This window comes from Mycobacterium sp. AZCC_0083 (assembly GCF_014202335.1).
Taxonomy (GTDB): Bacteria; Actinomycetota; Actinomycetes; order Mycobacteriales; family Mycobacteriaceae; genus Mycobacterium.
In genome coordinates this window covers 390,277-405,811 of record NZ_JACHGP010000002.1, presented here as the reverse complement: position 1 = coordinate 405,811, position 15,535 = coordinate 390,277, and the positions used below count along the sequence as shown (strand labels likewise).

The following is a 15,535-nucleotide window of genomic DNA, read 5'->3' as shown; positions in this document are numbered from 1 at the left end:
GGAGATGTGTTGGTGCCCCGAAGCTCTCAGAAGAGGCCGGTGGTGGGCGGTTCTTCGCCGGTGAGGTGATAGGCGCCGGCGACGGCGAGTTTCCATTGGCGTGGATTGTGGTTGGCCGCAGTCCTGGCGTTGCGCCAGTGACGGTCGAAGCCAAGATCGCGGTCAGTGATCGACCCGCCCCCGACGTCGAAGAGCAGTTCGGCTGCACGCAGAGCCGACTCGATGGCAGTCACTCCTGCCTGTGCGACGATCACCGCGGACTCGGCACCGACTCGGCGCGCCTCATCGCCACGGAGGCTTCGTTGGTCCTGCAGCGCGTCGGCGGCAAGCAGCACAACGGCTCTCGCGGTCTGGGCGCGAGCCGCGATCTCGCCGACGGTCTCGCGGATGTAGGGGTCCTCGACGCTGCGCGAGGCGGAGCTGTGCTTGATCGGACGCCCCTTCTCTCGGGCGAAGCGCACCGCGTCGTCCAGTGCCCGCGCGGCGATCCCCGCCTGTACCGCCGCGAGATACAGCTGCGCGAAGGAGCCGCGGAACGGGTTGTCTGGCGTGGACTCCCCCGCGATCGTCACCTCGTGCTCGTGGACCCGCACTTCGGTGAGTTCGGTGGAGCCGCTTTGGGTGAGACGCTGCCCGACGGCATCGAAGTCGTCGATCCGCTCCACGCCTGCACGTTCGACGGGCACGGTGAAGTGCACGATGGCGCCGTCGTCGGTGGTGGCTTGCGTCGAGAAGTAGGACGCGTACAGGCCGCCGGTCGAGTAGTACTTGCGGCCGTTGACCACATACCCGCCGTCGACGCGGCGGGCCGTGGTGGACACGCCGCCGCTGGCACCACCGTTGCGCTCGTTGACGGTTCCCGCGAACAATGCACGGTTGCGCAGTCGTTCCAGGTTGACTGTTCGCAAGGGCACATCCGCCCATCCTGCGATCTGGTGAGCCACCAGGAATGTGGGACGAAGTGCCTGAGCGACATTCGAGTCCGCGCGGGCGATTGCGATGACCAGATCGACGACGTCGCGAACGCTGCCGCCCGCGCCACCCTCGTTCCGCGCGATGCCAGTCAGACCGATACCGTGGGCCGCCAGCTCGTGAACGTCATCGTAGGCGTAGTCGCGGGTGTCCTCCCGCGATCGTGCGGTGGCGCCGATTCGTTCCAGCGCTGGACGGATTGCCGCTCGGATGTCACCGACGGTGAGCTCGACTTCTGGCACATCTCCCGTCGCTTCGCTCGCCTCTATGTCCGGCGAGGTCTGCACCACGGTCACGCGTGGACCCTTTCTGGGCCGGGGACTGCGAGTTCGGTACGCAATGTGCCGCGTCGACCTCGTGACGCCTGCGGCGCGAGATCGCGTATGGCACTGAGGATTTCGGATGCACCGCCATCCACGGCGAGGACGATCCCATCGACACCGTGCGCGGCGCTCCACCCGTCGAGACCCGGAACCGCTCGGGTGTCGTTGACGCGGGTCAGCAGTGCGACCTCGTCGCGACGGCGGCCCGCGAACTGGAGTGCTGCCGCCAGTTCCGCAGCGGCGTTGTCGATCTCGCCGTGGGCGACGATCACGGCATCGGCGATGGTGGCGACTCGCGACCACCCGGCCTTGGCCGGTTCGGTCGCGATCAGAACGGGACGGCCTTGCACCGACGACGGTCCGTCCAGTGGTCCGGCGACGCGATAGAAGCGGCCATCGAAGTCGATGGGGCGGATCAAGGCATCGTCGGCGACGAGCGCCTTCTCCTGGTCCCCGAGGAGGGCGGCCGACGGGAACGACTCCCACAGCTGGGTGAGGATGCGCGCGTACTCGATCCATCGATCGGCCGGGTCGGTCGCGTCGCGGTCGGGCGCTGCGGCGTCACTCACCTCGTCACCGACGCCCGCGAGCAGGATGACACCCGCTCGGCCGCCAGTCGCACGATCGAGCGACAGAATGCGGCGCGCCAGGTTGTAGGGCGCGTTGAGGGTTGTCGGAGCGTCGATCACCCACCCGATGTCGGCGTACTTGCCTGCTAAGTAGGCGGCGACCACGGAGGGATCGATCGTCTGGCGCTCGCCGACATGATCGACGAGTCGGATGGCGGTGACGCCCACGTCCTGGGCAACGGCGACGATCGCATCGGCATCGGCAAGGGAAACGTGCGACGGCGCATCCCCGACCGCGATTTCGACGACGACCTTCGCGGCGTCTCCACTCATTTGGCGCTCACGAGGGAAGACTCATCCACTGCCCGTGCCTCGGGCAGGCCGATGCCGAGGTGATCGCGCAGTGTGGTGCCGTCGTAGTCCGTTCTGAACAGACCCCTCCGGCGTAGCTCCGGGACGAGGTGATCGGCGAAGTCGTCGAAGCCCGACGGTAAGACGTCCGGCATGACGTTGAACCCGTCGGCCGCACCGAATCGGAACCACCGCTCGATGTCGTCGGCAACCTGTTCCGGCGTGCCGACGACGATGCGATGTCCCCCGCCGCCGGACAGCTTCTTCAGAAGTTGACGAAGTGTCGGCCGCTCGCGGTCGATGATGTCGCGAACCACCCGATTGAAGGTCTGTGACCCTCCGGCTTCGGCGGGGTCACGCAGCAGATCGGCCGGGATCGGCTCGTCGTCGGCCAGACCGTCGAGGGAGAAGCCGAGTTGCCCGGACAGCCGGTCGCGCGCGTACGCGTCGGGAAGCAGATCGTCGAGGAGTTCGCGTCGTTGCCTCGCTTCGGCCTCGGTGCTGCCGAGCACCGTCGACAATCCGGGCAATACCACGATCTCATCCGGGTTGCGGCCGAAGTCAGCTGCGCCGCTGCGTAGTTCGCTGCGGAATGCCCGCGCCTTCTCGATGTCCTGGTCGGCGGAGAAGATGACCTCCCCCAGCCGTGCCGCGAGTCGTTTGCCGTCGTTCGACCCGCCCGCTTGAACGATGACCGGACGACCCTGCGGGGAACGGAGTTCGGTGCGCCGTTCCCACGTCGCAACCACCTGCGCGACGAAGCTGGCCGCGCGGCGGTACCGCAATCCGTGGTCGGGTTCGTCAGTGCGTCCGAAGTTGCGGGCTGCGACCGGTCCTGCGGTCGTGACCACGTTCCAGCCGAATCGTCCACCGCTGACATAGTCGAGATCGCCGAGGCGACGGGCGATCTCGACTGGATCGTTGTAGGACGACGAGAGGGTGCCGATCAAACCGATGCGTTCGGTCTGTGCAGCTATGCGCGCCAGCACCGTGGTGGGCTCGAGGTTGTTGCCGGTCCGATGACGGATGCTGGGGTCGAGTGACGGCCCGTCGGCGAGGAACACCGCGTCGAGCTTCGCCGCCTCGGCCTTCCTCGCGATCGCGGTGTAGTGCTCGACGCCGTAGCTCGCCAGAGCGTCGGTGCCGGGATATCGCCACGATCCACCGAAGACCCCGGCATTGAGAATGTTTACGTTGAGATGCAGTCGACCGGTCACGATGCTGCCTCCTCCTTGTCTCGCCCGGCGTAGTAACCGGACACCGGACGGTTTCCATTGACGAGGAAGTCGCCAATCACCCTGGGTTTGTATATGACTGGGTTATGGGACGCCAACGTCCTGGCGTTCCGCCAGTGCCGGTCGAGGCGCACGCCGGCGCGCACCGTCGACGACCCTGCCGCGTCGAACGCCGCCGTGGCGGCATCGAGGACTGCCTCGATGAGGGCGACCTGCGCGGTCGAAGTCTCGACGTAGGCGTCCGCAAAGGACTCCTCGTCTCCCGCTGAGTGTGCCGCTTGCAATCGGTGTGCGGCCCGGTCGAGCAACGTCTCGGCGGTCAGCCTGCGCGCGTGAAGCCTTCCGACGACGGCTAGGACGTCTGGGTCGGCCGTGGCGCTTTGGGAGAGCGCGTGCCGCGACGTGCGGGTGCGGGCACGGACGATGTCGACGGTTTCGGCGACGATGCTGCGTGCGATACCCGTCAGGTTCGCCAAGTGCACGATCTGCACGAACGAGTCGAGACCGCGCAGGGAGTCGACGTCTCGGCCCACGTCGCCGTGCGGCTCGACGGGTACATCGGTGAGAATGGTTGTTCCACTGCCAGTTTGACGCTGCCCAATCCCATCCCAGTCGTCGACGTGGTTGACGCCGTCATGTCGCGCCGGGATCACCACGAACCGACGGCGTCCCTCGTCGTCGAGCGCCGAGGCGCGGATGTAATCGGCGAATCGCGAACCGGTCGAATAGAACTTGGTTCCCGAAACGACTCGGCGTCCCTGGCCGTCGGTTCGCACGCGGGTGGTGATGGGACCCCAGTCGTCGTTCGATTCGAGTCCTGCGACGACGGAGGAAGGTTCGGATTGCGTGTTGCCAAACACTGCTCCGGCGGCAATCTTGTCCGACCAGTGTCGCCGGGCCTTAGGATCGTGCTCCCGTCGGAGGATCTCGGTGGTGGTGAAGTGCCCCCGCCAGATCTGGGGAATGTTGGAATCGGCCTGTCCCGCCTCGGCCAAGAGCGCAAACAGCGTCGGAAGGTCGACATCGAAGCCGCCGAATTCGCGTGCCAGGCGCAGACGCCCGAAACCCGCGTCCGCGAGGTCCTGCACCAGTGCGTAGGGGTGTTCGTGCGTCCCATCCCGCTCGCTGGCCCCCTTGGCCAATTCGCCGAGTACCGAACGGATTCGGACGATCGCGTCGTCGAGCGTGGTGGGCTGTGACGATGTCATGAAGCTCCTACGGCGAGATCGTGGCCGGCGATCGCGTCGAGCAGTGCGACGGTGTATGGCTCACGGGGGCTGGAGAACACGTCGTCGGTCGGTCCCTGCTCGACGATGTGGCCTCGCCGCATGACCGCCACCTGGTCGGAGATCGCAGACACCACGGCGAGATCGTGGGAGATGAACACGTACGTGAGCCCGCGGTCGGCCTGGAGACGCTGCAGTAGCTCCAGGATCTGGGCGGCGACCGACACGTCGAGAGCCGAGGTCGGCTCGTCGAGGACCACGATCTCGGGCTCCACCACGAGCGCGCGCGCAATGGCCACCCTTTGCCGCTGCCCGCCGGAAAGCTCCCGTGGATGCCGCCAGGCGAAATCAGCGGGTAGCGCGGCCGCCTCGAGCGCGGCCGCGACGCGGTCGGCATTCTCTCGCCGGCGTCGCCGTCCCGATCCGGGCAGCAGTGACGTCGGCTGGAACGACCTCAGGGGTTCCTCCACGACGTCGAAGACATCGAATCGGGGATCGAACGACGAGTAGGGATTCTGGTAGACGACCTGGATGTGCCGACGCAGCGGCCGGTAGGCGCGACCGCTCAACTCGGTGATGTCGGTGCCGAGCACGTCGACGCGACCCGAGGTCGCCGGGGTCACACCGGTGATCACACGTGCCGTGGTCGACTTTCCGCTACCGGACTCCCCGACCAGGGAGAAGGTCTGGCCGCGCCGTACCCGGAACGAGATCCCGTCCACTGCGGGTATGCCGCCGTAGATCTTGCTCAGGTCGGTCACCTCGATGGCGATCTCGGGATCATTGGCCGTGCGCCCGACGGTCGGTTCGGACCGAATCACCCTTTTCGGCACCGACTTTCGTGGCACGCTGTCCAGCAAGTGCCGCGTGTAGACGTGCTGCGGATCGGCGATGACGTCGGCCGTGGGCCCGAACTCGACGATCTGGCCCTGTCGCATCACACCGATCAGGTCGGAGCGGTCGGCGGCGACGCCGAGGTCGTGGGTGATCAGGACGATGCTCGTGGACGACAACGTGCGCAAGTCGTCGATGAGGTCGAGCACCTGCTTCTGCACCGTGGCGTCCAGTCCCGACGTCGGCTCGTCGGCGACGATCAGATCCGGGTTGCCCGCCACCGCTGCCGCGATCAGGATCCGCTGACGCATCCCGCCCGACAATTCGTGAGGGTACTGCCGGTACAGACGCTCCACGTCGGTGAATCCGACCAGTTCGCAGAGTTCGTGCACCCGTTCACGACGCCCGTCGAAATCGAGATCGGTGTGCAGGCGAAGCACGTCCTCGACCTGATGTCCCACTCGCCGGACCGGATCGAGGGAGATCGTCGGGTCCTGGGGTATCAGAGCCAGTGAGCCACCACGGATTTCGCGCCATGCCTTGGACCCGAGTTTGGTCAGGTCCTGACCGCCGAAGGCGATCCGCCCTGCGAGCACTTCACCGTTGTCGGGCAGCAGCCCGAGAATCGCGTGACCGGTCGTGGTCTTCCCGGAACCGGACTCACCGACGAGCGCCAGCACCTGGCCAGGGCCGAGGTCGAAACTGACGTCGTGCACGACGGGCTGCACGCCGCTGCCAAGTCGATATCCCACCGTCAGATCCCGAACGGACAACACGGGTGGCAGCGTCATCGTGCGCTCCGCTTCGACAGATGACGGGAGATGTTGTTGGTGGCCAGCACCGCCGCGATGATCGCCAGCGCGGGGAACAGGGTGAGCCAACCGCGGGTGGCGATGTACTTGCGCCCGTCGGCGACCAGCAGTCCCCATTCGGGTTCCGGCGGTTGGGCGCCGAGTCCGAGGAAGCTCAGGGACGCGATCCAGATGATCGCGATCCCCAGCTGCACCGCGATCAGCGAGACCGTGGTTGCCAGCGAGTTGGGGATCACATGCCGCCGCAGGATGGTGAACGTCGTCGCCCCGCTGGTGATTGCGGCCTCGACATAGTTGCTCGCCCGCACCCGCAGCACTTCGGATCGGATCAGTCGGGCGAACGTGGCCGACGTCGTCAGGCCCACTGCGATGGCCGCAGGCACCAGACCCGCATGGCCCGTCCTGGCCGTGTACAGCACGACGATGGTGATCGCCAGGAGGAATCCCGGGATGGAGAGCAGGACGTCGATGAGCCGCATCAGCACGGTGTCACCGAACCCGCCGAACCAGCCGGCGATTGCACCAAGCACCGACCCGATGACCACCGCTACTCCCACCGCGATACTCGCTCCGAGCAGCGACGCACGCGCGCCATATACGATGCGCGCGTATAGGTCTCGGCCGAGAAGGTCGGTTCCGAACCAGTGCTCGGCCGACGGCGGGCGAAGCTTGAGACTGTTGTCGATGGCGATCGGGTCGTAGTGCGTGAACGCGCCGGGGATCAGCGCCCAGAGCAGCGCGAGGGTGAAGACGGTCACCGACATCACCAGCACCCAGTGCGAGCGCAGCCAGCGCGCAACCTTACGCAATGACGGTGGTGTTCGCGTTGCCGCGTCGGTGGTCTTCTCGCGGGGTTCCTGATCGGCAGCCGTCTGCTCGGCGACGATGATGCTCATGGCATCGACATCTCGACCGGCAGGCGGCGTGCCACCCGAAGGTTTGGTAGCGCCGCGAGCTCGCGGTCGGCGTCGCTCGCGGTCGCATTCGTGCGGACTCGGCGAGCCATGACCCGCTGTGCCTCCTTCCCATCCACCAGAACCCGGCGATCGATGAACGGGTACGCGATGTCAACGAAGAAGTTCACGGTCACGTAGGCCAGGGCCGCTACCAGCACGACGCCCTGCAGCACCGGCAGGTCCTGTGTGCTGACCGCTCCGACCGTGAGCTGACCGATGCCCGGTCGGGCGAAGACCGACTCGGTCACGACGGCGCCGGCGATCAACTCGCCACACGCCAGCCCCAACAGGGTGAGCACGGGCATCGATGAGTTGCGCAGAACCCCGCGCCGGAAGATGTACGCCTCCCCCGCGCCACGGGCGTGGAGCACGTGGGCGAAGGGTTGCCCTCGCACGGAGCGAATCGATGTGGTGAACACCTGTGCCAGTGGTGCGGCGATCAGGATGCCCAGGGTGATCGCCGGCGCAAGGAGCGCCACGAAGGAGCCGTCATCGGATGCGGGTATCACCCGAAAGCCGAACGAGAAGAACTGCAGCAGCAGGATTCCCACGACGAACGTGGGGATGGAGCCGAACAGGGCCGGAAATGACCCGACCACGTCACGCACCGTCTTCCATGGCGCGTAGTTGGCGACGATCCCGATGAGTACGGAGAACACCACACCGAACACCAGCGCCAATCCGGTGAGTGCGAGGGTGCTCGGCAAAGCGGCGCCGACCAACTCGGTGACGGCTCGGCCGTCGGTCAGCGAGTACCCCAGGTCTCCTCGTAGGGCGGCGGTCAGTGCCGTGCCGTACTGCTCCCACAGCGGCCGATCGAGTCCGTAGTACGCGATCAAGACCTGGGCCTGCTCAGGTGATATCTGTGCTTCCGGGTTTTGGATTCTGTTGTGCACCGCGTCGCCGGGCAACGCGCTCAACAAGAGGAACGAGACAGTGTATGCAGCCCACAGGACGAGAAGCGCCTGCCCGAGCCGCTTGAGGATGTACCTACGCACTCCGACCGCCACCTATCCGTTGATCCAGGTGTCGTAGAACCACGACCGCCCTGTCGATTCAGTGGCGAATCCTTGGACGTTCGATGCCAGCCCGAACACCTGGGTCTCGTCGTAGAGCGGGATCGAGTACCCCTCGGAGAAGACGTAGTCCTCGATCGCCTGGATTGCGGCTTTGCGCTTCGCTGGGTCGAACTCGCTGGACTGCGCCGCGAGCAGGTCGTCTAGCTTCGTGTCCGGCGGCTGCTTCTCGAGAACATTCTGGCGGTCGCTCCCGTAAGAGGTCCGAAGAACGCTCGGCTCCGCGGTAGAGGTCTGCCCCTGGGTGAACAACCAGTCCTTTGCCGTCTGCTCCTGGGACTCGTACTCGGTCAGCGAGGGACTGGTGAGCGTGATCTCGACGCCCGCCTCGCGCCACTGCGACTGCAGTACCTCGAGAACTGATTGCGACACTTGGTAGTACGGCGCCACTCGCTGATGAATGCTGAGCCGCTTGCCATCCTTGACGCGGATACCATCGGGCCCGGGCCGCCAACCTGCTACGTCCAGTATCGACTTCGCCTTTTCGAGGTCGTACGTCAGATAACTGCTGGACTCCCCGCGAAGCGGCGTGCCCTTCACCAATGCACCGGTCGGGATCGGATAGTTCGGCGAGAGCACCGCCTTGTTGATCGCCTGGCGATCGGTTGCGGCCTGCAGGGCCAGCCGAACCTGCTTGTCTTGCAACGGTGAATCCGGATTGTCCAACCGCACGGTGAGATCGTTGGTCTCGCCTTGCACCGGGATGGCCACCAGGGTCCCCCCGCCTGAGGTCACCGTCTCCTCGTCATACGGGGCGACGTTCCTGGCGATCTGCGTCTCCCCCGACTGCAGCGCGCCCACGCGGGTACCTGCCTCTGGCACCGTCTTGAACACGATGCGCTCGAGATACGCCTTGCCCGAATGCTTGGACCCCGTCGGCGGCCAGTTGTAATCGTCGCGCCGCTTGAGGGTGACGCCCGTGGTGCCGGTGACGGATTCCACGACGAACGGTCCAGTGCCCACCCAGTTGCGCAGATCGCCCTGGCCGTTGAGATCCCTCGCGAGCGTGGTCTTGCCCAGTATCGAGCTGGCCCGATAGTTGGACAGGATCTGGATGAAGCCGACGTTTGGTTTCGAGAGCCGGACTTCCACGGTGTGGTCGTCCACGACGTCGGTGCCTGCGTAGTCGGTCCAGAACGGATCCTGAGTGATGCCCAGAGCCTTGTCCCCGAAACCGTGCTGGTCGAAGTTGAGCTTGACCACTTCGGCGTTGAGCGGGCTGCCGTCGCTGAACGTGACGCCGGGCTTCAACTTGAAGGTGTAGGCGAGATGGTCGTCACTGATCTGGTACGACTCCGCGAGCCACGGCTTGTACTCGCCGGTCTCCGGATCCTGCCAGATCAATCGTTCTGCCAAATTGTTGGCGACCTGACTGTTCGACCAGATCGAGTTCGTCGATGCCCAGGCCTGGTACTCGACCGGGTCGTAGAAGGTTAGTGTTCCTCCGGAGACGGGTTCCCCGACGGGTTGTTTGGTGGAGGAGCCCCCGCCGCAGGCCGCGACCATGGTGGCCGCCATGGCCACCGCCGCCGAGGACAGCACGAGACGTCGGAAACGTTTGGGGAACACTGAGGTTCGTCCTTTCCAGCAAAGAACCACAGACCGGTCGACGGTGCTGTGCGGCCAGCACGACGGCGACAGGACACGTCGAGAATCCACACCGGTCGCGCAGATACTCGAAGCAGTCAATCAGCCGGTAGATGGTGCGTCACCGGTTCAGTTCACACTGATCGCAAGCACATCAACAACATTCGGCCGCAGTAGAGTCATTCATGGTCGGGACTCGTGTGCCGCAGGTTCGCGGAGTCCGAAACAGCTTGCCGTCCGCCGTATCCGGCGCTACACGTAGATGGGACATCGAGAAGTGACTGCCTTGGAGGCCACCGCGACGACGCCTGCGGAGGCGGTCACCGCCGCCGACGGTGAACCGTTCATCGCCACGGCCAAGGCGCACGCCGACTCCGTACTGCGCCCCGCCGCGCTCGAGACGGACCGGCGCGGGGTCACCCTAGAGGAAGTATCCGAGCTCGCCGGACTCGGGCTGCTCAACCACACTGCTCCGGCAGAGTTCGGCGGGGCCGCTATCGGGCGCGCTGGCGACCGCAGACTTCACGAGATCATCGCCGGCTCCTGCTTCAACACCTGGTTGGTATGGGCACAACACGCACCGATGGTCGGCCGCCTCGCTCTGGAACACCAAAAGGGTGCCGAACTGTCTGTCTTGTCCCGCGACGTATTGGCCGGACGAGTCCTGCTTGGCGCGGCGATCAGCGACGTCCGACGGTTCCCGCACTCCTTCATCTCGGCCACCCGCACTGGTGACGGTTGGCGATTCTCCGGCACCATCTCCTGGGTCAGCGGATGGGGCCTCAACACAGTGCTGGTGGTCGCCGCCGTCGAGGCTGCGACACAGACCGTGGTCACCGCCTTCGTCCCGATCGGCGATCGGGTCAGAGCGGCCCATCTCGAACTCGGGGCAGTCGGAGGCAGCCGCACCGAACGGGTGACCCTCGACGACGTCTACGTCCCGGGGTTCGACGTCATCCTCATCCAGTCGCTAACCGATTGGCGCAAAGAGGATCTCGGCACGGCCGGCGATGCCCGGCCGCAGTACTTCGGCCTGGCAGCTACCGTCCTCGACGAACTCGAGGCAGGAGATCCTGGCGCCCGGCGCGTAGCCGCGGTCTGGGGGCCGCGCATCGACGAACTGCGTGCCGATGCCTACGGCCTTGCCGACGAGGCGAAGGCCGGCGCGGACGAGCGGCATCGCATCTCGGAGCGGGTGGCCACCAAGGTCGCGGTCGGTGAGGCGCTCTCCACCGTCACTCGCGCACTCGTCGTGGCGAGGTCGGGGCGCGGCATCTCCCTCGATGACACCGCGCAGCTGCACGCGCGCTCAGCGCTGTTCCTGCTCGTCCAGGGACAGAGCTCGGATGTGCGAGACGCCCAGCTCGCCAACCTCGCTCGTTGACCAGGCGAGCCCATCCGTCCCCGTATCGAACAGGAAGACCGATGAGTACCGAATTCCTCTGGTACATACCGAACCAGGTCGAGCCCGGCCATCGCGGTGACACGACTGTCGAAGGACACAACAGCCTGGAGACATTGGTGAGCCATGCGACGGCGCTAGAAGACAACGGATGGGCGGGAGCCCTGATCGGTGCAGGATGGGGCCGACCGGACACCTTCACGGTGGCTGCCGCGCTCGCCGCGCGCACCAGGACATTCGAACCGCTCATCGCGATCCGCCCTGGCTACTGGCGACCTGCCAACTTCGCCGCCGCGGCGGCCACCCTCGACCACCTCAGCGGCGGACGGGTCCGCGTGAACATCGTCTCCGGCAAGGATGATCTGGCCGCCTACGGCGATTCCGATGGTGACCAGTCCGATCGATACGCGAGAACCCGCGAGTTCCTTCAACTCGTTCGCAAACTCTGGACCGAGGAGAACGTGACCTACCGCGGCGAGCACTTCCACGTCGAGAACTCAACAGTGCTGCCCCGCATCGACATCCGCGGCGACCGGCGTCACCCCAAGCTCTACTTCGGCGGCGCGTCGGACGCGGCCGAACGGGTGTCGGCCGCAGAGGCCGACGTCCAACTGTTCTGGGGCGAGACCCTCGACGGCGTCGGAGGGCGGATCGAACGGCTGAAGAAACTCAGCGACGAAGTGGGCCGCGAGCACGCGCCCCTGGAGTTCGGCCTGCGCATCACCACGTTCGTACGCGACACCACCGACCAGGCCTGGGCCGATGCCGAGGCCAAGGTCGCCGAGATGGCTGCCACACAAAAGGATAGCCGATTCGGCGAACACGGAGCGCTACCGCAGAACCCGCACCGACGGACCGCCGTCGGTCAGCGACGCTTGCTCGACCTCGCGGCGCGAGGCGAGGTCCTCGACGACAACCTGTACACGAAGCCGGGCCAGTTCGGCGGTGGCGGCGCTGGCACGACCTGGCTCGTCGGATCCCCCGACGACGTCGCGAAGTCGCTGCGCAAATACCAGGATCTGGGGGTCACCCACTTCGTGCTGTCCGACACTCCCTACATTCGGGAGATCGAACGGCAGGGCAGCCAGCTGTTGCCCCTGCTGCGCGAATGACCGCCGAGACCCAGTCTCCCACTGCTGCTCTCACCGCACCTGTCGTCACCGCCAAACACCGGCGGCTCCTGATCGCCGTGTTCGCGATCAGCAGCTCCATGGGCTACATCGCAATGATCCAGATCATCCCGGTCATCCTCATCCCGATGGCGACCGATCTCGGCACCTCCCGTACCGCCATCGCCGCCGCGTCGACCGTCTCCACACTGACCGGCGCACTAGCTGCCTTCCCGGCCGGGCGTGTCCTCGATCGGTACGGCGGACGCGCGGTGATGACCTCCGGCGCGGCGATCGGCGCGATCGCCGTCGCGCTGTGGGCACAGGCGAACTCACTGCCGACGGTTTACCTCAGTTTCGTGCTCATCGGCTTCTCCATCACGATGTGCACATACGAGGCCGCGTTCGCCGTCCTGGTGTTCGCGACCGATCCCGGTCATCGTGATCGAGCGATCATCACCGTCGCGATGATCGCCGGCCTGGTCACGTACCTCGTCTATCCGGTCCTCGGTTGGATGAACGGCGAGTTCGGTTGGCGGACAACCTTGCTCATCCTCGCGGTAGCGTTCGGTGCGACGGCGGTGCCGGGTCATCTGTGGATCATCCCGTCCGGGGCCGTCCACCGTAGGCAGGTCGCGCATAGGAGCGGCGTGCCTATCGGGACCGCCCTGCGCCGAAGTCGGTTCTGGCTGCTGCTGATTGCGTTCGTCGGGCAGGCGGGCTCGGTGTCGGCATTCCTGCTCCTCGCTGTCGCCTATCTCGTGGACGTCGGTCACTCGATAGCGGCCGCCACGGCAATGCTGGTCGCCATCGGGGTCATGCAAATCCTGTCGCGGCTCGTGCTGACCACGTTCGCCCGACGGATCCGCCTCGTGCCTGCCACATCAGTCGCCTTCGCGATCCAGGCATTGGGACTCCTGCTTCTGCCACTCGCCGGACTGTCCATCCCGCTGTGCGTGCTGTGCGTCGCCGCCGTCGGCGTCGGCCAAGGCATCGGTGTGATCGCGCGTCCGTCGATCCTGGCGGACAGTTTCGGAGTAGCACACTTCGCCAGCGTGCTCGCCGCGATCACGGTGCCGATGGCCATCGCCCGCGCCGGGATGCCCCTGCTCGGCGCATGGCTCGGCGATTGGCGCTTCCTGATGATCTGCGGCGCACTCGCGCTGATCGGCGCACTCGCACTGCTCCCGTTGGTGCGCGTGCCGCCAGTGGAGGCCGCTGCGTTTTAGAACAGGTCCGGCGTCGTCGGTGGCACGTCGTCGAGAAATGCACTAACCATTGGCACCAAGACGTTCGACTCCCCCAAGAGACCGACGTGCGACATCGCAGGCAGAACCACCAAGCGCGCGACAGGAACCTTCTGCAGCACTCCCGTTGCCGCGGCCTCCTCGTCGCCTCCACCCCGCAGCGTGAACATGGCCAGCGCATGTTCGGGTTTCACGCCGTCGGCGTCACCGATGATGACCATCGTCGGTGCGGAGATCGAACGCATCTCCTCGTCGCTGATGTGCTGGTCGTTGACGTTGAGCTCCTTCATCTTTTCGAGGTAGGCGTCGAATGCCTTGGCGTCCGGGGTGTGTGCCATGAACGCCGTCTCGACGGGCGTGCCGCCGAAGGCTTCGGCGCCGAGACCCCCGATGGCCTCGAACACCGCCGGATACCAGCCGTCCTTGCGGAAGGTGGCCGACATCGAGACCAACTTGCCCACCAGTGATGGGTGGCGGATCGCCAGTTGCAGAGCGACCCCGCCGCCCTGCGAGTAGCCCATCACGTCCGCGCGCTCCACCTCCAAGGCGCGGAGCAGCGCTGCGGCATCGTCGGCGAACTGCTCGTACGACATGGCCCGCGAGGTATCCGGGGTGCGGCCGTGCCCCTGTTGGTCGAACACGATCACGGCGCGCTGTGGCGCGAAGGCGTCTGCCCACGCCTTCATCGAGTCGGTGCCCATGAACGCGCCGGGGATCAGCAGCAACGGCGGCGTCGACGTGCCGAGTGCCCCGTGAACCTCGTGGTAGAGGTTCAATCCGTTGATCGGCAGGTACCCACCACCCGAGGGTGTCGTTCCCATGACCTCTTCTCCCTTCCACTGAGTTGGACCGCCAAGTCAGGAGAAACTCATCGTTATGGCAGAAGCTGCGATGAACCCGGTTGCGCACGGCGAGCACTACAGATCATTCGAGTTCGGCGACCTCGTGATCGTCTCGCTACGGGATGGGTATGTCGACATGCCGCCCTCCAGACTTCGCAATGACTCCGGCGAGCCTCTCGATCCGCTGCCCGATGCGGTTCCGCTCGTCGGCGGCAATCTGCGACTCTCCGTCAACGCCTTCCTCGTGATCGACGGCGCGCGAAGCCTTCTCGTCGACACCGGTGCGTCGAACAGCTGGCACCCGACGATGGGCTCGCTGCTCGACGGTTTACACGAAGCCGGAATCGGCCGCGAGACGATAACCGACGTCGCCATCACCCACACCCACGAGGACCACGTCAACGGCCTCATCGCGCCCGACGGTTCCGACGCGTTCCCCAGACTTGAGCAGATCTTCGTCGGCGCGGGCGACGTCTCGACGTTTACCGGCTCCTTGGCGCGCTTTCGGGACCGCGTCGTCGCGCTCCACGACCAACGTGCCGTGAGCGAACGCATCGTGGCACTGCCCTTCGCCGGGCACACCCCCGGTCACACCGTGTACGACGTAACCAGTAGCGTCGGACATCTGCTCGTCTGGGGCGACACCGTTCACGTTCCGACACTTCAATTCACCCAACCGCACGTGACATGGGAATTCGACGGTGACCAGCCGAAGGCGCGCGCGGCGCGAAAGACTCTCCTGGAGAGGCTGACTGGTCCCGGATACTTCGTTGCCGGAGCTCATCTGGATTCGCCGGGCATCGGATACGTGACGCGCAGTGGTGAAGGTTACGACCTCCATTACGTGACGTGACCTGCGAGAGCGCAACAAAGCATATTGCTCACGTGGCATAGATTCGTGCCCATGGCGCAAGGCGACGATGATCTGGATGGGTTGGTGCGCAGACGCATCCGTGCCCTGCGGGTAGCGCGCGGCTTGCGCTGGATCGACTCG

13 protein-coding genes are annotated in these 15,535 nt (G+C 65.8%); 4 read left to right on the top strand and 9 right to left on the bottom strand.

Going from position 1 to position 15,535, the window contains the following annotated elements; all coding sequences use genetic code 11:
* Positions 1-26: 26 nt before the first annotated feature.
* The 8 genes from HNP02_RS05655 to HNP02_RS05620 are packed head-to-tail and all read right to left on the bottom strand — an operon-like array spanning position 27 to position 9,923.
* Entirely contained in the window at positions 27-1,268 is a 1,242-nt protein-coding gene (locus HNP02_RS05655) for an acyl-CoA dehydrogenase family protein (RefSeq protein WP_309241426.1), read from the bottom strand.
* Positions 1,265-2,197, bottom strand: coding sequence for an LLM class flavin-dependent oxidoreductase (locus HNP02_RS05650; RefSeq protein WP_184435952.1), 933 nt, complete (start codon positions 2,195-2,197; stop codon positions 1,265-1,267). Before HNP02_RS05650 ends, HNP02_RS05655 begins: the two co-directional genes overlap by 4 nt.
* Positions 2,194-3,432 (bottom strand): LLM class flavin-dependent oxidoreductase, encoded by a 1,239-nt coding sequence (locus tag HNP02_RS05645; RefSeq protein ID WP_184435950.1) that lies wholly within the window; start codon positions 3,430-3,432, stop codon positions 2,194-2,196. The genes HNP02_RS05650 and HNP02_RS05645 overlap by 4 nt, the downstream gene beginning before the upstream one ends.
* A complete protein-coding gene (locus HNP02_RS05640) occupies positions 3,429-4,658 on the bottom strand; it encodes an acyl-CoA dehydrogenase family protein (RefSeq protein ID WP_184435948.1) in 1,230 nt (409 codons plus the stop codon). Before HNP02_RS05640 ends, HNP02_RS05645 begins: the two co-directional genes overlap by 4 nt.
* Positions 4,655-6,301: an ABC transporter ATP-binding protein gene (locus tag HNP02_RS05635; protein ID WP_184435946.1), complete on the bottom strand. Its 1,647-nt coding sequence runs from the start codon at positions 6,299-6,301 to the stop codon at positions 4,655-4,657. Before HNP02_RS05635 ends, HNP02_RS05640 begins: the two co-directional genes overlap by 4 nt.
* A complete protein-coding gene (locus HNP02_RS05630; RefSeq protein WP_184435944.1) occupies positions 6,298-7,218 on the bottom strand; it encodes an ABC transporter permease in 921 nt (306 codons plus the stop codon). Before HNP02_RS05630 ends, HNP02_RS05635 begins: the two co-directional genes overlap by 4 nt.
* Complete coding sequence (locus tag HNP02_RS05625; protein WP_184435942.1) at positions 7,215-8,276, bottom strand: ABC transporter permease; 1,062 nt, start codon at positions 8,274-8,276, stop codon at positions 7,215-7,217. Before HNP02_RS05625 ends, HNP02_RS05630 begins: the two co-directional genes overlap by 4 nt.
* A 12-nt stretch (positions 8,277-8,288) precedes the next feature.
* Positions 8,289-9,923 (bottom strand): ABC transporter substrate-binding protein, encoded by a 1,635-nt coding sequence (locus HNP02_RS05620; RefSeq protein WP_184435940.1) that lies wholly within the window; start codon positions 9,921-9,923, stop codon positions 8,289-8,291.
* 295 nt (positions 9,924-10,218) lie between these two features.
* Between HNP02_RS05620 and HNP02_RS05615 the strand changes: the two genes are divergently transcribed.
* The 3 genes from HNP02_RS05615 to HNP02_RS05605 are packed head-to-tail and all read left to right on the top strand — an operon-like array spanning position 10,219 to position 13,681.
* The gene (locus HNP02_RS05615) at positions 10,219-11,325 is read left to right on the top strand and encodes an acyl-CoA dehydrogenase family protein (RefSeq protein WP_184435938.1); all 1,107 of its coding nucleotides are present in this window, start codon (positions 10,219-10,221) and stop codon (positions 11,323-11,325) included.
* A 41-nt stretch (positions 11,326-11,366) separates the two neighbouring features.
* Positions 11,367-12,455, top strand: coding sequence for an LLM class flavin-dependent oxidoreductase (locus HNP02_RS05610; protein ID WP_184435936.1), 1,089 nt, complete (start codon positions 11,367-11,369; stop codon positions 12,453-12,455).
* Positions 12,452-13,681 carry an MFS transporter gene (locus tag HNP02_RS05605; protein ID WP_184435934.1) on the top strand — a complete coding sequence of 410 codons (1,230 nt, stop codon included), beginning with the start codon at positions 12,452-12,454 and terminating at the stop codon, positions 13,679-13,681. The genes HNP02_RS05610 and HNP02_RS05605 overlap by 4 nt, the downstream gene beginning before the upstream one ends.
* Here HNP02_RS05605 and HNP02_RS05600 read toward each other — a convergent pair.
* A complete protein-coding gene (locus HNP02_RS05600; RefSeq protein ID WP_184435932.1) occupies positions 13,678-14,520 on the bottom strand; it encodes an alpha/beta fold hydrolase in 843 nt (280 codons plus the stop codon). The two genes, HNP02_RS05605 and HNP02_RS05600, sit on opposite strands and share 4 nt — an antisense overlap.
* A gap of 55 nt (positions 14,521-14,575) precedes the next feature.
* On the opposite strand from HNP02_RS05600, the gene HNP02_RS05595 reads away from it, so the two are divergent.
* Entirely contained in the window at positions 14,576-15,394 is an 819-nt protein-coding gene (locus HNP02_RS05595) for an MBL fold metallo-hydrolase (protein WP_255506211.1), read from the top strand.
* The last annotated feature ends 141 nt before the right edge of the window (positions 15,395-15,535 follow it).

Coding starts and splice junctions, on each gene's coding strand:
- HNP02_RS05650 (WP_184435952.1), bottom strand. CDS start 2,197: ATGAGTGGAGACGCCGCGAAGGTCGTCGTCGAAATCGCGGTCGGGGAT.
- HNP02_RS05630 (WP_184435944.1), bottom strand. CDS start 7,218: ATGAGCATCATCGTCGCCGAGCAGACGGCTGCCGATCAGGAACCCCGC.
- HNP02_RS05640 (WP_184435948.1), bottom strand. CDS start 4,658: ATGACATCGTCACAGCCCACCACGCTCGACGACGCGATCGTCCGAATC.
- HNP02_RS05635 (WP_184435946.1), bottom strand. CDS start 6,301: ATGACGCTGCCACCCGTGTTGTCCGTTCGGGATCTGACGGTGGGATAT.
- HNP02_RS05595 (WP_255506211.1), top strand. CDS start 14,576: ATGGCAGAAGCTGCGATGAACCCGGTTGCGCACGGCGAGCACTACAGA.
- HNP02_RS05605 (WP_184435934.1), top strand. CDS start 12,452: ATGACCGCCGAGACCCAGTCTCCCACTGCTGCTCTCACCGCACCTGTC.
- HNP02_RS05600 (WP_184435932.1), bottom strand. CDS start 14,520: ATGGGAACGACACCCTCGGGTGGTGGGTACCTGCCGATCAACGGATTG.
- HNP02_RS05610 (WP_184435936.1), top strand. CDS start 11,367: ATGAGTACCGAATTCCTCTGGTACATACCGAACCAGGTCGAGCCCGGC.